The sequence below is a fragment of the Streptomyces sp. NRRL F-6676 genome, assembly GCF_000725625.1.
In the GTDB taxonomy this organism is placed as follows: Bacteria; Actinomycetota; Actinomycetes; order Streptomycetales; family Streptomycetaceae; genus Streptomyces.
This window is the reverse complement of the sequence record NZ_JOHS01000001.1, coordinates 547569-568895: the sequence shown is the minus strand read 5'-3', so window position 1 is coordinate 568895 and position 21327 is coordinate 547569. Positions and strand designations below refer to the sequence as shown.

The following is a 21327-nucleotide window of genomic DNA, read 5'->3' as shown; positions in this document are numbered from 1 at the left end:
GGCCGGACGGTGACAGGCCCTGGCCGAGGACCGCTGCCCCGAGGCACCCGGCGGTACCAGGCAGCGGACACGTGTACTGATGGCCTAGCCGGGATGCGCGGTCCCCGGCTGCCCGGGCCTGTGGGCGCGGACCCCGGCGGATGTGTTCGCTCTCCGTCGAGGCACGTACGCCATCATTTCGACCACCTTCGAACGGCTGGTCGGCTCGGCCCCCCGTCTGTAGCGTCCTCGACGGCTCAAGACCTGAACGGAAGGAAACACCCGTGAGCAAAAATGTCGTACGCCGCTCTCTGATCGGCCTGTTGACCGCCGGCGGCCTCATTCTGGCGGTCGCCGGCCCGAGCGCGGCACAGCCCGCCGTGCAGCACGCTTCCTCTGTCACGACTCAGGTGAAACAGATACCGGCGTCCCCTGCCGCCGACTGGCAGTGGTACGGCGACTACGACTCCCAATGGGAGTGCCAAGCCATCGGTGGCACGGCGGTCATCTGGTGGGGCTACTCCCAGTACTCCTGCAACTACTTCGACGGATCCGGAAAGTGGCAACTGTACCTCGCCTGACCGGAGAGCACTGAGCCCTGCTCCGGCGGGATGCCGGGGCGGGGCTCTCAACGTGCGTACGGGGCTCGCCAGTTGGCAGCCCGTTCAGGACTCGCGCCGGCGCAGGCGCACCGGTGGCGCGTCGGCCCTACGACAGTCGGCCTCCTCAGCGCATGGTGAGGACGAGTTTGCCCGTGGTGCGGCCCGTCTCCCCCAGTGCGTGTGCCCGGGCGCCTTCGGCGAGGGGGAAGGTGCCGGAGACGTGGGCGCGGAGGCTGCCCCGGTCGACGAGTTCGGCGATGGCGCGCATCCCTGCCTGGTCGTGTTCGACGATCAGGGTGACGGCGCGGATCTGTGCCTTCTCCGCCACGGCCTGGGTGTCCTCGGCGCCCGGCACCAGGGAGACGAGGACGCCGCCGGGGCGGAGCACACTCACGGAACGGGTGGCGGTCTCTCCGCCGAGGGTGTCGAGGACGACGTCGTACGGCTCTTCGGTGTCGGTGAAGTCCTCCGAGCGGTGGTCGACGCAGGTGTCCGTGCCGAGCCCGCGCAGGAAGTCGTGCTTGGAGGCACTCGCCGTCCCGGTGACGTGTGCGCCGCGCTCCTTGGCGATCTGTACGGCGAGATGGCCGACCCCGCCGGCCGCGGCGTGGATCAGGACGCGTTGTCCGGCCCTCAGATTGGCGGTCTCGACGAGTGCCTGCCAGGCGGTGAGCGCGGCCAGCGGGAGAGCGGCCGCCTGTACATGGTCGATCCCGGTGGGCTTGGCGGCGAAGGCACGGGCGGGGCCGGTCACGTACTCGGCGTGGGAGCCGGCCCCGTACGGGTAGGGCAGCATGCCGAACACCTCGTCACCGGGCTCGAAGAGGGTGACGCCTGGTCCGGTCGCCGCCACGGTGCCGGAGACGTCCCAGCCGAGGGTCAGCGGCGGGGGCGGCAGGAAGATGCTCAGGGCACGGTGTTTGAAGTCGGTCGGGTTGAGTCCGGCCGCGTGCACGGCGACGAGGATCTGCCCGGGGCCCGGAGCGGGCCGGGGAAGCTCGGTCAGCCGGAGGACCTCGGGGCCGCCGAGGGCCGTCTGGTGCAGGGCGAGCATCGCGGGGGCGCCGTCCGGGACGGCGGGGTCCGGCGAATCCGGAGCGGCCGCAAGGGCCGCAGGGGCCGGGGAGTTGAGGTTCTCAGGGGTGTCCGTCGAAGTCATACGCCGATCCTGGCCGTACCGTCAGGCCCGGGGCGATGGCAAGAAGGTCATCGTCCGATACATTCCTGCCATGGCCCCCGACCTGTCCGCCCTCCCCTTGTCCGCCGCGTCGTCCCGGGCCCGTGCGCTCGCCGACGAACTGGTCAGCCGGCTGCGCCCGGATCCCAGGCCCGGCGCCCACAAGGTGGTCGTCCTTGCCCTCGACGGCGTGTACCCCTTCGAACTCGGCATCCCCCACCGGGTCCTGGGGTCCGCCGACGGCCGCTACGAGGTGCTGTCCGCAAGCGTGGACGGGCGGCCCGTGCGTACCGACTCGGACCTGACCGTCACCCCCGGGCACGGTCCGGAGGCGCTGGCCGAGGCGGACACCGTGGTCATCCCTCCGTACGCGCTCTCCCCGGCCTCGGCCGTCCCGGACCCGTCGGCCCTCGCCGCCCTGTCCCGCGTCCGCCCCGGCACCCGCCTGGTGTCCATCTGCACCGGCGCCTTCCTCCTGGCGGCCGCCGGTCTCCTGGACGGGCGCCGGGCCACCACCCACTGGGCGCTCACCGACTACTTCCAGGAGCTGTTCCCCCGGGTCGAGTTCGATCCGGGGGTGCTCTTCGTCGACCACGGTGACGTGCTGACCTCCGCGGGGGCGGCGAGCGGTGTCGACGTCTGCCTGCACCTGGTGCGCCAGGACCATGGCAGCGAGGTGGCCAACCAGGTCGCCCGGAGCTGTGTCGTGCCGCCGTTCCGGGACGGCGGGCAGGCGCAGTACATCGAGCGGCCACTGCCGCCGGTGAGCGGAACCGGCACCGGGCCGACCCGCGACTGGGCGCTGCACCGGCTGGACCTGCCCCTGTCGCTGGACGAGTTGGCCGCGCACGCGGCGATGAGCACCCGCACCTTCGCCCGGCGCTTCCGGGAGGAGACCGGGCTGAGCCCCGGCCGCTGGCTGACCCAGCAGCGGCTGCGGCGGGCGCGACACCTGCTGGAGTCCAGCGACCTGCCGGTGGAACGCGTCGCCCACGAGGTCGGCTTCGCCACCGCCACCTCGCTGCGGCGGCACCTGGCGGCGGAGGCGGGCGTCGCCCCGTCGGCGTACCGGCGCACTTTCCGTGCCTCGAGCCCGGCCGGTGGCGACGTCGGGTAATCATGAGGTCCTGAGGGCCGAAGGAGCGGACGTGGTGGCGGGCTTGTCCGACGCCCAACGTTCCGGAAACCGTTCGGCCACGTCGGTCATGAAGACCACCATTGCCCGCGCCCGGCCCGGGCACCACGACGTGACCGATCACAAGGGGCGCCGGCCCCGGCGGGGTGGCAGGTGAGGCGGACCTACGGATGGCTGATGCTCCGCCGCCGCCCGGCCCGCGACTTCGCGACCCTGCCACCTGCTCCGAAGCCATGGTCCAGCCGGCCACGACCGGCCTGATGCCCGCGGCCTCACCGGCGGGAAAGCGACCCCTGAGCGTTGCCGAGGCGAGGAGGAAGCCCCCGTGAGGGTCTCCCCGTCAAGAAGTCACGAAGTCGCCGCCGATGGACTCGGCAAGTGCGGGGCCGAAGAGTGCCGCCGGGGTGAAGGCGCCGGGGCGGCCTTCGCCGGCGTGGAGGCGTCGTGCCACCTCGCTCGCGGCCGCGACGCTGAACTCCATGGCCTCGCCGGCGCGCAGCCAGCACTCGGCGGTGTGGCCGTCGTCCCAGACCGCGTGGGCACGGGCCCAGGTGTGGGCACGGGGCGCGGGCTTCGGCTTGGGCTGGACCGCCGCGAGCCGCTTGACGGCGAAGCGGCGCAGCGGTCCGATCCGCAGGGCCGCGACGATCGCGGGAAGCAGCGCCGCCGCCGCGCCGTGCGGGGCCTCCGCCGATGCCGCCACCACCGTCGCGGCGCCGCTCGCCCGTGCCGCGGCGAGCACATCGACGCTGGGCAGAGCCGCCGTCGTCACCTGGTCGCCGTCAGGAGTCGTCATCTTCTGCGGCTCGGAGCCGATCCGGGGACCGGCCAGGCTCCCGCTGCTGGTCGTGAGCCCTTCGATGATGGTGCGCGCGAACGCCTCACCGAGCGGCCCCGCTCCCTCCGGCACCGCGACCGACGCGATCCCGTCCACCCGGACCCGATGCGGCGCGGGCCTGCCTTCAAGGAGCTTCAGGAGCGCGCTCTCGGTGCCGAGCACGCCGAAGCCCGCGCTGGTGACGAACGTACTGCCCTGTTCCGACGCGCGCTTTTCGGCGTCGAACACGGCCCGCGCGGCCGGGGGTTCGTTGCCGACGTCCGCGTAGTGCGTGCCCGGACCGCACGCGTCGATCACGGCGGGGGCCGTGCGCGTGAAGGGGCCGATCGTGTTGACGACGACGCGCGGGCGCTCGCTGCGGATCGCGTCGAGGGTCTCCTCGAACGAGCCGGCCCTGGTGCGGACAGCCGCGCCGGAACCGGCGTGGGCGGCGGCCAGGCGTTCCAGCGTCGCCGCGGTGCGTCCGAGCACGGTGACCGGGACCCCGGCGGCGGTCAGCTTGGCGGTGATCCCGCTGCCCAACCGCCCGGTCGCTCCGAGCACCCAGACTTCTTCCTTCACGGTGGCCTCCCGAGCCATGATGACATGCAGTGTCATCAGCATTATGACATGCAGTGTCATCACTAAGATGGGCGCATGTCCCGATGGAAGCCGAACGCCCGCGAGCGGCTCGAACGTGCCGCGCTCGACCTGTTCGCCGAGCAGGGCTTCGCCCAGACCACCGTCCCGCAGATCGCCGAGCGCGCCGGCCTGACCACGCGTACGTTCTTCCGCCACTTCGCCGACAAACGGGAGGTGCTGTTCGCGGGTGAGGAGCACATCCCCGAGCGGGTCGCCAGGATCACCGACTTCGGCGCCACGCCCCTGACCCCGATGGCGTTCGTCGAGGACGGGCTCGTCGAGATCGCACAGACCGCCTTCGCCGACCAGTTCGCCCGGCTGCGCGCCGTCCGCGCCGTCATCGCCACCGACCCCGGGCTGAAGGAACGTGAGCTGCGCAAGTTCGCCGACCTCGCCGAGCTGGTCACCGACGCCCTGACCCGCAACGGCTGTCCCCGGGCCGATGCGGAGCTCGTCGCGCACCTGGCGACCACGGTGCTGCGGCTCTCCCTCACCCGCTGGCTGGACCAGGAGGTCCCGGAGCGTTCCCTGCCCGACCTCATCCGGGAGACCACGGCCCGCCTGCGCTCCCTCACGCGCGAGTAGGGGCTCCGGACCCCAGGGCGCCCGCCCCGGCGGCCGATGCCGGGTTCGAGGCCGCGGAGCAGCCGGCGATCAGCGGGCCTCGACAGCACGTCTCATGTGTCCGACGCCCGCTGTCCTGCACCCCCGGTGGCCCTCCTGGCGCACTCCGGGCGCCCTACCATCGAGTCCCCAGGCCGGATCCGTCGCTCCGAGGAGGCCGCGATGTCTCCACCGCACGACGACATGGGCACCGCCTTGCGCCTGCTTCGCCCGCCACGACGGGTGGTGTCACTGGTGCCGTCGCTGACGGAGGCGATCGCCTCCGTCCGTCCGGAGGTCCTCGTCGGGGCGACCCACTGGTGCACCCGTCCCGGCGGCCTCGACGTGGTACGGGTACGGGGCACCAAGAACCCGGACCGTGACGCGGTCACGAGGCTGCGGCCGGACCTCGTGATCGCGAACAAGGAAGAGAACCGCGAGCTGGACGTCCTCCGGTTGCGCGCCGCGGGAATACCGGTGTGGGTGACCGTCGTCGAGACCGTTCCGCAGGCCCTGGACTCGCTCGAGCGGATGTTCACCGAGGCCCTGGGCGCCCCGGTCCCCGACTGGCTCGACGCGGCACGCACGCTCTGGTCGGGACCGCTTCCCGATGTCACCGCCACCGTCGCGGTCCCGGTGTGGCGGGATCCCTGGATGGCGGTCGGCAGGTCCACCTTCACCGGCGACCTGCTGCGCCGGGCGGGTTTCGCCAACGCGTTCGCCGAGCATCCCGACCGCTACCCGCACGTGGCGCTGGAGGAGATCGACCGGCCGGACGTGGATGTCGTACTGCTGCCCGACGAGCCGTACGAGTTCACCGAGAGCGACGGCCCCGAGGCGTTCCACCACGTGCCCACCCATCTGGTGAACGGCCGACTGATCACCTGGTACGGTCCGTCGCTGCTGTCGGCGCACGACATGCTGCGAGAGCTCGCGGCGATGCTGTGAACGCGCGGGCGGGACGCGGCTCGTGCGCCGTCCCCCGCTCCGGTCCGGCCGGTCAGCCCGCCGTGGCGGTCAGGCCGCCGTGAGGGTCACAGGGGCCGGCACACGGCGCGCACGGCTCAGGAGAGCGCTCGGGACGCCGTCAGGAATGTGGTCACGAGTTCCCGCGCCCAGTCCCGGGAGGCGGGCTGTGCGCTGAAGACGGCGCGGTAGTACAGCGGGCCGAGCAGGAAGTCGACGGCGCTCTCCACCTCGGGTGTGTCGCCGCTCCGGGAGCGTTCGCGCTCGATGATGGCGCGGAGTTGCTTGTGGCGGTCCTCGGTGCAGGCGCAGCCGCCCGCCGGCCCGGAGCCGATCGTGGCACGCATCAGCGCGAGCGTGTCCGGGTCGGCGAGGTCGGTGGCGACGTCCTCCATCCACCGCTCCAGGTCACCGGCGAGCGTGCCGGAGTCGGGTACGACGACGTCGTCGCTGAACCGGCTGGTGGCGACGTCGTTCAGCAACTGGGCGGCCGAGCCCCAGCGCCGGTACACGGTGGTGGGGTGCACGCCGGCACGGGCGGCGACGGCGGGGATCGTGAGCGCCTCCGCCGACTGCTCCTCCGCGAGGAGTTCCCCGACGGCGCGGTGGACGGCCGCCCGTACCTTCGCGGAGCGGCCACCGGGACGTACCTGAGCTGAAGCGTCAACCATGCCGGAATTATCGCACTGATCGCTGCGTTAGTGGTAGCGTCCTTAACGCATCGATTACTGCGTTTGGAGAACGTCGTGCCCGGTTCCGCCCTGCCCGAGAGCCAGATTTCCCCGCCCTTCGACACCTCCCCGCCTCCCGGCGCGTCCCCGGCCGGCGACGCCTCCCGCGTCGGCGGCCGCCGACGCGAGCTGGGCCGTCCGGCCGCCTTCGCCGCCCTCGCGGTCGTTTTCGTGCTGTTCTCGGCGGCGTCCAGCGCGCCATCCCCGCTGTACGTCGTCTACCAGCAGCAGTGGCACTTCTCCGCGACCACCCTCACCACGGTGTTCGCGGTCTACGTCATCGGGATGATCGGGGCCCTGCTGGTTCTCGGCGCCCTGTCCGACCATCTCGGCCGCCGCCCGGTACTGCTGTCCGCGCTCGCCCTCGAAGCGGTGTCGATGGTTCTCTTCCTCACCGCGAACGACGTCGCCCTGCTGCTGGCCGCACGGCTGGTCCAGGGCATCGCCACCGGCGCCGCCATGACCACCCTCGGCGCGGCCCTGGCCGACCTCAACCCGTCTCACGCACCGCACCGCGCCGGCGTCATCACGGGCGCGGCCCCCACCCTCGGGCTGGGCCTGGGCGCCCTGGGCTGCGGCTTCCTCGTCCAGTACGGGCCCCACCCCACCCGGCTGGTGTACATAGCGCTGCTGGCCGGGCTGGTCCTGGCCGGTGCCGTACTTCTCGCGCTGCCCGAGACCTCGGTCCGGCGTCCGGGCGCCGCCCGTTCGCTCCAGCCCCGGCTCAGGGTCGCCCCGCATCTGCGGGCCGACCTGCTGGGCCTGGTGCCGATCCTGGTCGCGAGCTGGGCGCTCGGCGGCCTCTACCTCTCGCTCGGACCGTCCGTCGCCCTCAGTCTGTTCGGTCTCTCCAGCCATGTGGTCGGCGGACTGGTGGTCACCCTGCTGACCGCACCCGCCTTCCTCACGGCGCTGCTCCTGCGCGGCTGGCCCGCCCCGCGCACGCTCACCCTCGGCGCGAGCCTGCTGCTGGTCGGCACGGCCGTCGCCCTGATCGGGGTCGAGGAGAACTCCCTGGGCACGGCGGTACTCGGTACCGTGATCGCCGGGGTCGGCTTCGGCGGCTCGGGCCTCGCCGCTTTCGGCACCCTGGCCCGAATCGCCGCCCCGTCCGAACGCGGCGAGCTGCTCTCCGTGGCCTTCGTCATCTCCTACCTGTCCTTCAGCGTGCCCGCGGTGGCCGCCGGAATGGCCGTCACCCACACGGGGCTGCACGACACGTTCGTCGCGTACGCCGTGACGGTCGTCCTGCTCTCCGCCCTCGCCCTGCTCGCCCAGGGGCTCCGCTCCCGCCGCGCCCCCCGCACGGAAACCTGCCCGCAGACGTGACGGACCCGGCCGGGCCGGGCGCGGGGAGAAACCCCGCGCCCGGCCCGGCGGCGATCACCGGCAGTGGCACGACGGCGGCCGGCACCGGCCGGCCGCCGGGACGGCGGTACGGTGACGCCGCGCGAGGGCCGGGCGGTGCCCGGCCCTCGGCGTCAGCCGCCGTCCTCCGCTCCGCCGTGGGCCGCGCCCACCAGGGCTTCCATCAGGTCCACCGCGCTGCCGTCGTGATCGCTGCCGGCGGTGCCGCTGCCGGCCTGGAGGTTCGCCGTGCGGTCGACCTCGAGGATCGAGTCGGCGTGCGAGTTGTCGAGGACGGTGATCAGACCACCCGTTCCGTCCGCCGCGGCCGGGGTCGCCGCACCGCCCAGTACCGCCACCGCCAGGAAGGCCGCCGTACGCAGCCGGGGCGCGGGCCCGCTCACCCGCCCACGCCCGCGCGTTCGGTGCGCCGGTGCGCCATGTTGAGTTCCAGCAGGCTGGTCGCGGCCCGGACGCCGATGCCGCGCTCCGGGTCCACGACGGGCAACCGGCCGTCGGCCCGCCTGAGTTCGGCGAGCGCGCTGTCCATCGCCTCGTGCGCGGCGAACAGGCACGGCGTGCTGTAGATGGCGACGTTCACACCGAGCTTCGACAGTTCGTCCAGCGACAGCCGCGGGGACTTGCCGCCGGCGATCTGGTTGAACAGCAGCGGCTTGTCACCGACCACGTCGCGCACCCGGCCGATCCACTCGACGCTGCGGATCCCGTCGACCAGGATCACGTCCGCGTCGGTGGCCGCGAGAGCCTTGGCGCGGTTCAGGATGTCCGCTTCCTCGGTGGCGTCGGTCCGGGCGACCACGACCATGTCCCGCCGGGTCGCCAGCACCCGCTCCAGCTTGCTGAGGTACTCGTCGAGCGGGAGCACCTGCTTGCCGTCCGCGTGACCGCACCGACGGGGCCGCTTCTGGTCCTCCAGGATCACTCCGGAAGCGCCGATCCGCTCCAGCCGCTCCACCACGTGACAAGCGACCTCCGGGTCGACGTAACCGTCGTCGATGTCCACCAGCAGGTGGTGCGCCGGGAACGCGCCGCGCAGCCGCTCGACGAACGCGATCATGTCCGGCCAGGCGATGAAGCCGATGTCCGGCAGTCCGTAGTACGAGGCCGCGAAGCCGAAGCCGGAGACGAACATCCCGTCGTAGTGCCCGGCCGCGATGGACGCCGAGTACATGTCGTACACACCGATCAGCGGGGTGGTCCCCGGTCCGGCGATCTGCTCGCGCAGTTTCTTTCCGTGACTCATGGCGTGACTCCTCCGGTTGAGGGGGGGTGGGCGCACGAGCGCCCCTCGGCGCGAAGCGCCGCGGAGACCGCGTGCCGCCGGTCCATGGCACGAACGATCCTTTACCTGAACAAAAGGATCTATAGACCTGTGCGAGATACCGCGCTGGGACTCTCTTTACTCACTCCGATGGGGCAACAGCTTCACCGGGGGCTCCCCGGCCCGGGCCTGATGCCGCGGCGGCCGCTCGGCCCGACGCGGCGGTCAGCTGCCGGTGGCCGACTTCCAGGCGTCGATGTAGGACGTCAGGTTCTTCTCGATGTCGTTCCAGTCGGGCGCGAAGATCTCGACGCCGTCCATGAGCTTCGCCAGCGCGACGGCGTTGGCGTCGGTGGCCTTGACGTCCCGGCGGGCCGCGAAGCCGCCGCCGATCTCGCTGACCTGCTCCTGTGCCTTCCGGCTGAGCATGTAGTCGAGGAGTTTCCGGCCGTTCTCGCTGTGCGGGGCCCTGGTGACCAGGCCGGCCGCGTACGGCAGGGCGAAGGTGGTGGGCCTGCCGCCCTCGCGGGCCGGGAACCAGATGCCGAGGTTCGGCATGGTCCTGGACTGGGCGTGGTTCATCTGGACGTCGCCGTTGGCGACGAGGAGTTCGCCCTTGTCCACCTTGGGGGCGAGCTTGCCGGTGGAGGCGGACGGGCCGACGTTGTTGGCCTGGAGCTTCTTCAGGTACTCCATGGCCTGCTTCTCGCCGCCGAAGTCGTGCATGGCCTTGATGAGCACGGCGGTGCCGTCGCCGGCGACACCGGGGGTGGAGTACTGGAGCTTGTTGTCGTACCTGCCGTCGAGCAGGTCCTCCCAGCTGGTGGGGGCCTGCTTCAACTCCTTGGTGTTGTGGACGAAGCCGAAGTAGTTGTTGACGACGGCGGTCCAGGTGCCCGTCGCCGACTTGTCGGCGCCGCCGACCTGGCCGGCGCCCTTCGGAGCGTACTTCTGGAGCAGGCCCTTGGTGTCGGCCTGCTGGATGAAGGGCGGGAGGGTGACGAGGACGTCGGCCTGCGGGTTGCTCTTCTCGCGGGCGGCGCGCTGCACCATCTCGCCGGAGCCGCCCTCGACGTACTCGACCTTGATACCGGTCTCCTTCTGGAAATCCTTGAACACCTGGTCGTACCAGCCGTCGCCGTGCTCGCCCTTGAGTCCGTCGGCGCTGTAGACGGTGACGACGTTCTCGTCGGCGGCGGCGGAGCAGGCGGTCAGGGAGAGGGCGAGGACGGCGAGGGCGGCGATCGGCGTGAGGGCGTTCCTGGGCATGGCGAGGCGAACTCCTTGCGTGGCGGGGGAAAGAGAGAGAACGGGTGATGACCAGTGCGCGTGGTTACCGGTACGAGGCTTTGGTGCGGAGCCTGGAGACGGCCGACAGCACCAGCAGCGTGGCCGTCATCAGGACCACGGCGATCGCGGAGCCGGTGAACAGGGCGCCGCGGTCGGTGGACGCGTAGACGAGGACCGGCAGCGGGGTCCAGTCGGGCGGGTAGAGCATCATCGTGGCGCTCAGCTCGCCCATGGACAGGGCGAAGCAGAGGCCGGCGGCGGCGGTCAGGGACGGCAGCAGCAGCGGGAGGCGGACCCGCAGGAGGACGTACGCCGGGGAGGCGCCGAGCGAGGCCGCGGCCTGTTCGTAGGCCGGGTCGAGCCGGGTGATCGCCGCCGACACGGACTGGTGGGCGAAGGCGGTGACCAGGACGGCATGGGCGGTGATCACGATCCAGCGGGTGCCGTTGAGGAGCAGCGGCGGCCGGGAGAAGGCCACCAGGACGGCGAGGCCGACGACGACCGAGGGGACGGCGACCGGCAGCACGAACAGGGCGTCGAGCACCTTGCGGTGCCGCCGGCGCAGCGCCGCCGCCGCGAGGGCGGCCCAGGTGCCGACCGCCAGCGCGATCAGGCTCGCGGTGACGGCGGTGACCAGGCTGGTGGTGAGGGCCTCCAGTGCCTCGCCGCGGGTGGCGGCCCGGTAGTTGGCGGTGGTGAAGCCGGACGGCAGGACGCTGGACCAGTGGGTGGCGAAGGAGGCGCCGAGGACGACGAGGAGGGGCAGGGCGAACAGGGGCAGGAAGAGGAGGAGGAAGACCGCCCACACGGCCCACCTCGCCCCGCGGCTATGCACCAGCACGGCGGCTCACCATCCGGTAGAGGCCGTAGAGGCCGACGGAGATCAGGACGTTGACGACGGCGACCACGCAGGCGCCCGGGTAGTCGGACTCCAGGATGGCCTTGCCGTAGACGAGCATCGGCAGGGTGGTGACGCCCTTGGCGCCGGTGAAGAGCACGATGCCGAACTCGTTGAGGCACAGGACGAGGACAAGGCTGCCGCCGGCCGCGAGGGCGGGCAGCGCCTCGGGCAGGATGATCCGCCGGACGATGCGGGGCGCGCGGGCGCCCAGCGAAGCGGCCGCCTCCAACTGGCCGGTGTCCAGCTGGGAGAAGGCGGCGAGCAGCGGGCGCATCACGAACGGCGTGAAGTACGTGATCTCGGCGAGCAGGACGCCCCAGGGCGTGGTGAGGAACTGGAAGGGCCCCTCGGCGGCGCCGGTGACGTCCGTCCACAGTCCGTTGGCCATGCCGACCGTGCCGTAGACGAACAGCAGGGCGAGCGTGATCAGGAAGGACGGGAAGGACAGGAAGACGTCGATGAACCGCGACACCGCCCTGGCCCCCGGGTACGGCACGAAGGCGATGACCAGCGCCAGCACGAACCCGAGCACCAGGCATCCGGCCGTGGCGGCCACCGCCAGCCAGACGGTGGTCCACAGCGCCTCGCGGAACGCATCCGAGGCGAGGACGTCGGCGTACGCCTGTACGGAGGTGCCGCCGGTGTCGGGCCGGAAGGACTGCCGGACGACGAGGGCGAGGGGGTAGAGGAAGGCGAGGGCGAGCACGGCGACGGGCGGAAGCGCCCACAGCAGCCGTGCCCCGTAGGCGCGCGGGGCCGTACCCGGTGTGCGGCCGCGGCCGCCCGGGCGCGCGGGGCGCACGACGGCCCGCGGCTCCTCGACGGTCTCAGCCATGGTCCACCCCGGCCGGCAGCAGCACCGCGTCCTCGGACGCGAAGTGCACACTCACACGCTCCCCCAGCACCGGCGGAGTCCTCAGCTCGCGCACGTCGGCCATGACCTGGTGTCCGCCGACCTCGACGTACAGCCGGTGTGTGGACCCGCGCCACTGGATCTCCCGCACCGTCCCGGTGAGCCGGTTGGGCCCGTCACCGAGTCCGACGAGGTGCGGCCGGACGCACAGGGTGGCGGAGGCACCCGGCGCGGCGCCCGCCGTGCCGACCTTGATCTCGGCACCGGCGAAGGCCACTCCCCCGCCCGCCACGATGACGGGCAGCAGGTTCGCGCCGCCCACGAAGGACGCCGTGAACGCGTCGGCCGGCGCCCGGTACAGCTCGCGCGGGGTGCCGCACGCCCGGAGGCGGGCCTTGTCCATCACCGCGATCCGGTCGGCGAGGGTCAGCGCCTCGATCTGGTCGTGGGTGACGTAGAGGATCGACACGTCGGGCAGTTCACGGTGCAGCCGGGCCAGTTCGGCGAGCATGCCCGACCGCAGCTGGGCGTCGAGAGCGGACAGGGGCTCGTCGAGCAGGAGGACGTCCGGCCGGACGGCGAGGGCCCGCGCGAGGGCGACGCGCTGCTGCTGGCCGCCCGACAGCTCGCGCGGGTGACGGCGGGCGTAGGCGGCCATGCCGGTCATCTCCAGGGCCTCGCCGACCCGTTCGCGGATCTCGGCCCTGGGCGTCTTGCGGGCCTTGAGACCGAAGGCGACGTTGTCCTCGACCCGCATGTGCGGGAAGAGGGCGTAACTCTGGACGACCATGCCGATGCCCCGCCGGTGCGGGGGCAGGCCGGTGACGTCCCGCTCGCCGAGGAAGACCCGCCCGGAGGCGGGCCGTACGAACCCGGCGACCGTCCGCAGCGCGGTCGTCTTGCCGGATCCGGACGGCCCGAGCAGCGCCATGACCTCGCCCGGTCCCACGGTGAGGTCGAGGGCGTCCAGGACGACGTTGCCGTCGTAGGCGACGGTGACCGAGTCGAAGCGGATGCCGCTGAGGGTGCTCATCGGCCGGCTGCTCCCCGCAGGAGGGCGGGCAGGTCGGCGACGGAGTCCAGCACGTGGGTCGCGCCCGCCTCGCGGAAGGCGTCGTCGCCGTGGGCCCCGGTGCGCACGCCCGCGACCAGGCCCGCACCGGCGCGTACGCCGCTGAGCACGTCGTACGACGTGTCGCCGACGACGGCGACCTGGGCGAGGGAGTCGGCGGCCCCGGTGCGCAGGAACGCCTCCAGCACCAGGTCCGGATAGGGCCGTCCGCGGCCGCCCGCGTCGGCGGGGCACAGGGTGAGCGGCACCAGGTCGCGCCAGCCGAGCGCGCCGAGGACGGCGTCCTGGGTGACCCGGGCGAAGCCTGTGGTCAGGACCACGGTACGGCCGTCGGCGGTGAGTTCCTCGACGGCCTCACGGGCACCGGGGACCGGGCTGATCAGTCCGGCGTCGACGAGTGCGCCGTACGCCTTCTCGAAGGCGGCGTTGGCGCGCTGGGCGCGGTCCTCGTCGCCGAACAGGTGCCGGAAGACGGAGATCTTGGACTCGCCCATGGTGGCGCGGACGTAGTGGAGCTTCTCGGCGTGCTCGGGGGTGCCGGGCTCTACGCCCAGCTCGCGGGCGGCGGTGTCGAAGGCGCGCTCGACGAGGCCGCCGTCGGCGACGGTGGTGCCGGCCATGTCGAGGACGGCGAGGCGGATGTCGGGGGCTGTCGGGGTGGCGGTCGCAGTGGTCATGGTGGTCACCAGTTCAGTTCGTTCGCGGTGGTCTCGGCTATCGCGGGCGAGCAGGTCATGCCGCGCCCCCCGGGCCCGGTGACCAGCCAGACGCCTTCGCGCACCTGCTGGCGGTGCACGACTCGGCTGGTGTCCGTGCACTGCGCGTACACCCCGGCCCAGCGGCGGCGGATCCTCGGCAGCGGGCGGCCGAGGAGGGACTCGACGACGCCGGTGAGGTGCTCGTAGGGGTCCTCGACGGTGTCGAAGGCGAAAGGGTGCTCGTACTCGTGGGTGTCGCCGATGGTCAGGCCGCCGTCGGCGCGCTGGACCATCAGCAGCTGCATCCGGTGCTCCGCGGCCGTGGCCGGCTGCGGCTGCCGTGCGTTCAGCTCGTCCAGGGCGGGCGAGCGGTACGCGGGGTAGTAGCGGAAACTGTCGGCGTCGGCGACCGAGGTGGTCAGCGGTTCGCCGAGGGGGTCGGTCTGCATCATCTGGAGGCGGACCCTGCGCACGGGCAGGTCAGGTCCGGTCAGCTCGCGCACGAGGCCGCCGAGCCAGGCGCCGGTGGCGAGGACGACGACGTCGCCGGTGTGCACGTCGCCGTGGTCGTCGCGAACGGCCCGCTCGCCGACGACGTCACGGACCTCGCGGCCGGGCAGGAAGGTGTAGTGCGGGGACTTCAGCAGCTCCGCGCGCAGGGCGAGCTGGGCGGTGCGCGGTTCGACGGCGGCGTCGCGCTCGCAGTACAGGGCGGCGTCGAACCCGCCGCGCAGGGCGGGGTTGAGGGCGCGGGCCTCACCGGGGGTGAGGAGCTTGTGGCCGCGGACGGCGGCGTCCGGGCGGGCGACGGCCGCCTCGCCGACGGCGCGTTCCAGGTCGCCGCGCAGCGGGGTCAGCGAGCCGTTCGGGCGGAAGCCGAGCGCCGGGATCCGGCCGCCGATCTCCTCCCACAGCTCCCGGGCCCGCAGCGCGGTCTCCAGTTCCTCGCCGCCCGCGCGGCCGCTCACCCAGATCTGGCCGAAGTTGCGCAGCGAGGCGCCGCGCGCCTCGGTCTCGCGCTCGATCTGTACGACCTCGTGGCCGCGTTCCATTGCGTGCCAGGCGTGCATGGTGCCCACCACGCCGGCTCCGACGACTATCACTCTCACGACGGCAACGCTCCTTGGCATCGGGGAACCGAAGGAATCCGGCCGACAACGAGAGCGTGAACCGGCCATCACGTTTGGGCTAGACCCGTTATCTTACCGTTACATATTTGGCCGGTGAGCGAGGACGTGTCTCAGCCACGCAGGTGGGCGGTGAAGGAGAAACGGTCCCCCCGGTACAGCGTGCGCACCCGCTCCAGCGGGCGGCCCTGCGTGTCGCGGGAGACGCGGTGGATGAGCAGCATGGGCAGAGCCGGCGGGGTGCCGATGAGCAGGGCCTCGCGGGGGGTGGCGAGCACCGTCTCGATGCGTTCGTCGGCGTCACCGAAGGCGATGCCCCGCCCGGCGAGATGGGCGTAGAAGGACGAGTCGGGGTCGAAGGCGGTGTCGAGATCGGGGACGCGCGCCACGGCGACGTAGGTGCTCTCCAGGCCGACCCGCTCCTCGTCCGCGAGCAGCACGCGCTCCAGATGCCAGACGGGCTCCCCGCGTGTGAGGCCGGTCTCGGCGGCGAGCGGGTCGGGGCAGGGAAAGCGGTCCAGGGTCACGAGCGCGCGGCCGGGCGTACGCCCCTGGCGGCGCACGCCCTCGGTGTAGCTGGCCAGCGACAGCGGCTGGGCCAGCTTGGGGCCGGCGACGACGGTGCCGCGCCCCTGCCGGCGCAGCTTGCCCTCCAGCACGAGCTCACGCAGAGCCTGCCGGACCGTCTCGCGGGCGACCTCGTACCGCTCGGAGAGATCGCGCTCGGTGGGGATGACGCCGCCTTCCCCCAGCTCGGCCACGAGACGGTCGATCCGCGCCTTGACGGCGTAGTACTTCGGCACGCGGCCGTGCTCCGGAATCCCGGAGCGAACGGGGGCGCCGGGGGCCTGGTCGTTCGGGTAGTCCACGCAGGGATCCTCCCAGACGCGCGGGTTGGCCATTGGCGGGCCCTCCACACGGCGGCAAAGGACGGGATGACGCGGGGTGCCGCGGGGTGGCGGAAACAGGCCGCCCGGCGGCGGCGCGCGCCAGTGGGGTCAGGCCGGTGGCGGCCGAGGCGCGACCGGCTGCGCGACACGAAGGGACCGCGTTCGGTTCCCCGACCGGGCCGTGAAGGATGCGCGCGCAAACCGTGGCCAGTGCCAGTGCCACCGGTTTCCCTTCGCTCGCCGATGAGTTTCGGTGTGCCGGACGGTCCAAGTCGGCACATCCGACCGAGGGAGGACCCAGTGGGCAACACGCACGCGCATCCGATGGCTCGCATCGCCCGTCGCATGTTCGAACTCCTGGAGCCGATCTGCCTCGTCACCTACTTCGCCGACGAGTGCAACGAGGAACTGGCCGCACTCGGCCACCGCACTTACTGGGACGGCTACTTCGCCAGCCGCGCCGCACCCCTGGGGCGGGTGCCGGCCCGCGTCGTGCACGCGGCCTTCTACAGCTTCGCCGAAGGGGAGGCCGCACGGCACATCCCCAGCGCATGGGAGACGATCCCGCCCGAGGCCTCGGTCGCCGCGCGGGAGCGTGGCAGCGCGGCCTCCCTGCGCCGCATCCTCGGCGACGAGGTGGCCGGCTCTCCCGGCCTGGCGCGCGCCGCGGACCTGGCCACCAAGGCCGCGACCAACGCCCCCGTCGAAGGCCGGGTGATGTACGCCGGCATGCGCGGCCTCGAAGTGCCCTGCGAACCCGTCGCCCGGTTGTGGCATTCCGCCACGATGCTCCGTGAGCACCGCGGCGACGGGCACATCGCCGCTCTCGTCGCCGCGCGCATCGGCGGCACGGAGGCTCACCTGCTCTCCGCCCTGGAACAGGGCATCCATCCCCCGGAGTCGTTCGGACGCGTCCATCACCTGCCGAAAGAGCGCCTGGCCGCGGTCATGGGCGGTATGCGCGAACGGGGACTCATCGACACCGAGGGGCGCTTCACCGACGCCGGCCGCACGACCAAACAGCGCATCGAAACGCTCACCGACGAACTCGCCGCTCCGCCCTACGAGGCCCTGTCCTCCACCGAACTCGACGAACTGATCACGGAACTCGAACCCCTCACCGCGACCCTGGTGGCCGCGGGTTCCCGGTGACACGCGGAACGTGCTGCGGATCGTCGGCGTACGGCCCGGCCAGGGCCGGAAGCCGAGGGGCTGTCAGGTGGTCGAGCCGGTCAGACGAAGGTCCGGGGTGGTGCCCAGGAGATCGGGGTCCGTCCGACCGCCGCATGTCACACGGGCCGGCGTCACGCGGTCGGAGTCCAGCGCTGGGCCGCCGTGCCATTGCAGTCGTAGATCTGCAACTGGGTCCCGTCCGCCGTGGAACTCCCCGGGTCGTCCAGGCAACGACCGGACTGCGGGTTGATCAGCGAGGAGTCCGGGCCCGTCACCCAGCGCTGGGCGCCGGTGCCGTTGCACGTCCAGAGCTGGACCTTGGTCCCGTTCGCGGTCGCGCCGCCGTTCACGTCGAGGCAGCGGCCCAGGGCCCGCAGCGTGCCGCCCGCGCCGGGGACGTACGTCCATCGCTGCGCACCTGTGCCGTTGCAGGCGTAAAGCTGTACGGGCGTGCCGTCGGCGGTGCCGGAGTTCCGCACGTCGGCGCACTTCCCCTCGATGCCCGAGCGGAACGTCACCGTGGCCGTCTGGCCGCCGGAGTCGAGAGCGGACTCGACGAGTGCGGCCGCCGCTCTCATCCCCGCCTCGTTCGGGTGGTAGGTGACACGCCCGGCGGCCGGGCGGTACGACTCCACCCACGGGCTCGCCGCGCACGCGTCGTGCCCGCGGCTCGCGGCAGCCAGGTCGACCAGGGTGGCCCCCGTGGCGCTCGCCGCGGTCGCGGTGGCCTCGGCCAGGCGCGAGGCGATGCTCCGCTCGAACGCCGCCTGGTCATCGGTCAGCGGGACGTTCGCGCACACCCCCGAGGCCGGCAGGAGGGTGAAGTAGTTGACCAGGTAGACGTGTGCCTGTGGTGCGGCGCCGCGGACGGCCTGCACGACGTTCTCGATCCGTCCGGCCAGGGCGGGGAAGGTCTGGTCGATCGCGTTCCGGTCCACCGTGCCGCAGTTGTTGCCGCCGCCGGTCTGACAGGAGTAGGCGTTGATGCTGCCCAGGTAGTTGACATCGTTGCCACCGATGGTGACGGTGACCACGCGGGTCTCCGAGGTCACGGCCCGCACCTGCGGAGGCTGCCCGGACTGACCGGTCGTCAGCACGTTCGCGGTCGTCGCGCCGCTGCACGAGACGTCCGTGAGGTTCGCCCCGGTCTCACGGGCCACGATGCTCGGGTAGTTGACGGCCGAGCGGGCGCATGCCGAGGCACCCTCGCTGCCCTGCGTGGGCGGAATCCCCGGTCCGGCCGCGAAGGAACTGCCCATCGCGACATAGCCGGGACCCGACGCGACGGCCGCCACGTGCGGCTCCGCCTGCGCCGGCGCGGTCGCCGAGGCGGTCGACGCCGTGGCGGCGAGGGCTGCCGCGCAGGCCGCAGCGAGGGCGACGAGTGCACGCACGCGCACCGGTGCGTGGGAACGGCTTGTCGAGTTCGGACCTGCCATCGGCTTCCTCACAGGGGTAGGAGCGGCACAGCAGAAACCCGTCCGGTCGGCGACCCGTCCGGGACGTGGCTGGTCCGGACCTTAGCGGCTGTCAGGACCTCGGCCAAGACCGCGTGCACACCCGGCACGGTCACGTACCAGGGTGCGTGGAACTCCGGCACGGGCTGCGCCGCGCAGTGCTTCCGGGGCGACGACCACCGGAGCGGCAGGGCCGGCAACACCGCGGCCTTCGCGTTCACCGGGGCCGGGACCGCGCCGCTGTCCTCAGTGCGCCAGCAGCATCCGCCGGGCCAGGCGGGTGATCTCCCGGGTCGCCGGTGACAGTACCGAGCCCTGTCTGCGGACCACCGCGATCGTGTCGTAGAGGGGCTCCGCGAAGCCGACGGTGTGGAGGGTGTCGGGGAAGGTGCGGCTGCGGGAGACCGCGCGGGAGACGATCGTGTCGCCGGCTCCCCGGGCCACGATGTGCAGCGCGGATTCGACGTGCTCGACCTCGATGGCCGCGGAGAGGACGACGCCCTCCACCTGGGCGCGTTCGGCGAGCTGGCGGCGGGTGGGGTCCCGCCAGCCGTAGTGGGCGTCGTAGAGGATGAGGTTCGCCTTGGCGAGGTCGGCCATGGTGACGGGCCGTGCCGTGCGCTCGGGGTCGGCGGAGGTGTAGACGACCTCGTCCCGCATGAGGGGAGTGACGTCGAGCCCCTCGGCGTCGATGGGCAGGACGACGAGCCCCGCCTCCAGGTCCCCGGCGGTGACGGCTTCCGCGACCTCGACGGAGTTCAGGCCGACGATCCGCAGCCGCACCCTGGGGTGACGGGCGTGGAAGGTCTCCAGCAGTTCGGACAGGAAGTAGTAGTCGGCGTTGCGCAGCAGGCCGAAGGTGGCGACGCCGCCGTCGAGGGAGGTCAGGGAGCGCAGGGCGCGGTCGGCGCCGTCGGCCGCCTCGGTGGCCTGCTGGGCGTAGGGCAGGAGTTCCTGGCCCGCCGCGGTCAGCACCAGCCGGCGCGGGCCGCGGGTGAACAGGGGCACCCGGTAGTGCTCCTCCATGCGTTTGATCAGCTCCGACACGGAGGGCTGGGTCGTCCGCAGCTCGGCCGCGGCGGCGGAGAACGTGCCCAGCCGTGCGGAGGCGAGGAAGGCCCGCAACTGGTTGAGGGTGATCGCGGCGGCGGCGGAGGGAGGCATGCCGGGATTGTGCCATAGGGCGGCCCTATGGAATGCCGAGGACAATTCGGGGTTGTCCTTGAGAAGGTGCTGCTTCAGGCTCGGATGCATGAAATTGAGCCACCGCTTCACCACCGCCTTCGCCGGCCGATTCACCCTGCTCAAGGCTCCCGAGGTGGACGCTCCCCCGGCCCAGCGCGACCCCGAGGTGATCGAGACCGTCAGCCGGATGCTGTCGGACATCGAGCGCCATGGCATGGACGCGATCCGCCGCTACGCGAGCTCCCTGGACGGCCAGTCCGACGGCCCGGTCGAACTCGGTGCGGCGGAGGTGGCCCGCAGCGGCGACCGGCTGCCGAAGGACCTGCGGGAGGCGATCGAACTCGGTGCCGAGCGCACCCGGCGTTTCGCCGCGCTCCAGCGCGCGCATCTGACGGACTTCGAGGAGGAGATCGCCCCCGGGCTGCTGGTCGGGCAGCGCTACGTTCCGGTCGGTGCGGTCGGCGCGTATCTGCCGGCCGGGCGCTTCCCGCTCACGGCCAGCGCGTTCATGACCGTGGGCGTCGCCAAGGTGGCGGGCGTCCCGACGGTGGTGGGATGCACGCCCCCGCAGCCGGACGGCCGCGCCAACGACGCCGTCACCTACGCCGCGCACCTGTCCGGGATCGACCACCTCTACGTCCTGGGAGGCGTGCAGGCGCTGGCCGCCATGGCGTTCGGCCTGCTGGGCCGGCCACCCGTCGACATGATCGTCGGCGCGGGCAACGCCTATGTCGCCGAGGCCAAGCGCCAGCTGTTCGGCACGGTCGCCATCGACCTGCTCGCGGGCCCCTCCGAGGTCGCCGTGCTCGCGGACGGGACGGCCGACGCCGAGGCCGTCGCCGCGGACCTGCTCGGTCAGGCCGAGCACGGGCCGACGTCCCCGGCCGCCCTCGTCACCACCTCCGAACGGCTGGGGCGGGATGTCGTCGCCGCGGTCGAACGACAGCTGACGACCCTGTCCACGCGGGACATCTGCGGCCCCGCCTGGCGCGACTACGGCTCGGTCGTCCTGGTCGGCAGCCGGGAGGACGCGGTGGCGGTCATGGACGAGTTCGCCCCCGAGCATCTGGAGGTGCACACGGGCGAGGACGACTGGTACCACGACGCGCTGCACAACTACGGTTCCCTCTTCCTCGGTCACTGGAGCACGGTGGCCTACTCGGACAAGGGCATGGCCGGCACGAACCACACCCTGCCGACCGCGGGCGGTGCCAGGCACAGCGCCGGGCTGTCCGTCTCGCGCTACCTCAAGCCGCTCACCTACCAGCGCGTCGCCCGGGAGGCGACCCCGCTCCTCGCCGAGGCCGTGGAGGTCATCTCCGCGAGCGAGGGCATGTCCGCCCACGAGGCCACGGCCACCCTGCGGCTGCGCACCTACCAGGGCTGACCCCGGGCCTCTC

21 protein-coding genes are annotated in these 21327 nt (G+C 72.5%); 7 read left to right on the top strand and 14 right to left on the bottom strand.

From position 1 onward, the window contains the following. Positions 1–263 precede the first annotated feature (263 nt). Positions 264–560, top strand: a complete 297-nt coding sequence (locus tag IO29_RS02295) for a hypothetical protein (RefSeq protein ID WP_030377324.1) — start codon at positions 264–266, stop codon at positions 558–560. Between the two features lie 145 nt (positions 561–705). Here IO29_RS02295 and IO29_RS02290 read toward each other — a convergent pair whose 3' ends face one another. Next, positions 706–1740 carry an NADP-dependent oxidoreductase gene (locus IO29_RS02290; RefSeq protein ID WP_030377323.1) on the bottom strand — a complete coding sequence of 345 codons (1035 nt, stop codon included), beginning with the start codon at positions 1738–1740 and terminating at the stop codon, positions 706–708. Between the two features lie 70 nt (positions 1741–1810). Between IO29_RS02290 and IO29_RS02285 the strand changes: the two genes are divergently transcribed. After that, complete coding sequence (locus tag IO29_RS02285; RefSeq protein WP_078618045.1) at positions 1811–2875, top strand: GlxA family transcriptional regulator; 1065 nt, start codon at positions 1811–1813, stop codon at positions 2873–2875. A 358-nt stretch (positions 2876–3233) separates the two neighbouring features. Here IO29_RS02285 and IO29_RS02280 read toward each other — a convergent pair whose 3' ends face one another. Further along, the gene (locus IO29_RS02280) at positions 3234–4328 is read right to left on the bottom strand and encodes a saccharopine dehydrogenase family protein (RefSeq protein WP_199806949.1); all 1095 of its coding nucleotides are present in this window, start codon (positions 4326–4328) and stop codon (positions 3234–3236) included. 39 nt (positions 4329–4367) lie between these two features. Between IO29_RS02280 and IO29_RS02275 the strand changes: the two genes are divergently transcribed. Together IO29_RS02275 and IO29_RS02270 are read left to right on the top strand one after the other, a co-directional pair. Beyond that, a complete protein-coding gene (locus tag IO29_RS02275) occupies positions 4368–4937 on the top strand; it encodes a TetR/AcrR family transcriptional regulator (RefSeq protein ID WP_030377320.1) in 570 nt (189 codons plus the stop codon). Between the two features lie 201 nt (positions 4938–5138). Then, complete coding sequence (locus IO29_RS02270; RefSeq protein WP_030377319.1) at positions 5139–5903, top strand: helical backbone metal receptor; 765 nt, start codon at positions 5139–5141, stop codon at positions 5901–5903. A 116-nt stretch (positions 5904–6019) separates the two neighbouring features. Here IO29_RS02270 and IO29_RS02265 read toward each other — a convergent pair whose 3' ends face one another. Continuing rightward, the gene (locus IO29_RS02265; protein ID WP_030994040.1) at positions 6020–6592 is read right to left on the bottom strand and encodes a TetR/AcrR family transcriptional regulator; all 573 of its coding nucleotides are present in this window, start codon (positions 6590–6592) and stop codon (positions 6020–6022) included. Between the two features lie 75 nt (positions 6593–6667). On the opposite strand from IO29_RS02265, the gene IO29_RS02260 reads away from it, so the two are divergent. Further along, the gene (locus IO29_RS02260; RefSeq protein ID WP_234307362.1) at positions 6668–7981 is read left to right on the top strand and encodes an MFS transporter; all 1314 of its coding nucleotides are present in this window, start codon (positions 6668–6670) and stop codon (positions 7979–7981) included. A 152-nt stretch (positions 7982–8133) separates the two neighbouring features. Here the strand turns inward: IO29_RS02260 and IO29_RS02255 are convergent, their stop codons facing one another. The 9 genes from IO29_RS02255 to IO29_RS02215 all read right to left on the bottom strand — a co-directional run bounded on the left by IO29_RS02255 (position 8134) and on the right by IO29_RS02215 (position 16091). Then, entirely contained in the window at positions 8134–8403 is a 270-nt protein-coding gene (locus IO29_RS02255) for a hypothetical protein (RefSeq protein ID WP_030377316.1), read from the bottom strand. Continuing rightward, a complete protein-coding gene (locus IO29_RS02250) occupies positions 8400–9263 on the bottom strand; it encodes an isocitrate lyase/PEP mutase family protein (protein ID WP_030377315.1) in 864 nt (287 codons plus the stop codon). Before IO29_RS02250 ends, IO29_RS02255 begins: the two co-directional genes overlap by 4 nt. A 243-nt stretch (positions 9264–9506) precedes the next feature. Further along, on the bottom strand, positions 9507–10550 hold the full coding sequence (locus IO29_RS02245; protein ID WP_030377314.1) for a 2-aminoethylphosphonate ABC transporter substrate-binding protein: 1044 nt from the start codon (positions 10548–10550) through the stop codon (positions 9507–9509). Positions 10551–10614: 64 nt separating this feature from the next. Then, the gene (locus IO29_RS02240; protein WP_030377313.1) at positions 10615–11412 is read right to left on the bottom strand and encodes an ABC transporter permease; all 798 of its coding nucleotides are present in this window, start codon (positions 11410–11412) and stop codon (positions 10615–10617) included. Continuing rightward, positions 11399–12307 (bottom strand): 2-aminoethylphosphonate ABC transporter permease subunit, encoded by a 909-nt coding sequence (locus tag IO29_RS02235; RefSeq protein ID WP_106969682.1) that lies wholly within the window; start codon positions 12305–12307, stop codon positions 11399–11401. Before IO29_RS02235 ends, IO29_RS02240 begins: the two co-directional genes overlap by 14 nt. Next, complete coding sequence (locus IO29_RS02230) at positions 12300–13358, bottom strand: ABC transporter ATP-binding protein (protein WP_030377311.1); 1059 nt, start codon at positions 13356–13358, stop codon at positions 12300–12302. The genes IO29_RS02235 and IO29_RS02230 overlap by 8 nt, the downstream gene beginning before the upstream one ends. Next, the gene (locus IO29_RS02225; protein ID WP_030377310.1) at positions 13355–14074 is read right to left on the bottom strand and encodes an HAD family hydrolase; all 720 of its coding nucleotides are present in this window, start codon (positions 14072–14074) and stop codon (positions 13355–13357) included. The genes IO29_RS02230 and IO29_RS02225 overlap by 4 nt, the downstream gene beginning before the upstream one ends. Before the next feature lie 5 nt (positions 14075–14079). Beyond that, positions 14080–15225 carry a TIGR03364 family FAD-dependent oxidoreductase gene (locus IO29_RS02220; RefSeq protein WP_199806950.1) on the bottom strand — a complete coding sequence of 382 codons (1146 nt, stop codon included), beginning with the start codon at positions 15223–15225 and terminating at the stop codon, positions 14080–14082. Between the two features lie 110 nt (positions 15226–15335). Then, on the bottom strand, positions 15336–16091 hold the full coding sequence (locus tag IO29_RS02215; RefSeq protein WP_030377308.1) for a GntR family transcriptional regulator: 756 nt from the start codon (positions 16089–16091) through the stop codon (positions 15336–15338). Between the two features lie 321 nt (positions 16092–16412). On the opposite strand from IO29_RS02215, the gene IO29_RS02210 reads away from it, so the two are divergent. Continuing rightward, positions 16413–17264, top strand: coding sequence for an SCO6745 family protein (locus IO29_RS02210; protein WP_234307361.1), 852 nt, complete (start codon positions 16413–16415; stop codon positions 17262–17264). 152 nt (positions 17265–17416) lie between these two features. Here the strand turns inward: IO29_RS02210 and IO29_RS02205 are convergent, their stop codons facing one another. Together IO29_RS02205 and IO29_RS02195 are read right to left on the bottom strand one after the other, a co-directional pair. Next, on the bottom strand, positions 17417–18685 hold the full coding sequence (locus IO29_RS02205; protein WP_420707432.1) for a ricin-type beta-trefoil lectin domain protein: 1269 nt from the start codon (positions 18683–18685) through the stop codon (positions 17417–17419). 303 nt (positions 18686–18988) lie between these two features. Continuing rightward, on the bottom strand, positions 18989–19906 hold the full coding sequence (locus tag IO29_RS02195; protein WP_051707147.1) for a LysR family transcriptional regulator: 918 nt from the start codon (positions 19904–19906) through the stop codon (positions 18989–18991). Positions 19907–19994: 88 nt separating this feature from the next. Between IO29_RS02195 and hisD the strand changes: the two genes are divergently transcribed. Beyond that, entirely contained in the window at positions 19995–21314 is a 1320-nt protein-coding gene (hisD, locus tag IO29_RS02190) for a histidinol dehydrogenase (RefSeq protein WP_030994042.1), read from the top strand. Positions 21315–21327 lie beyond the last annotated feature (13 nt).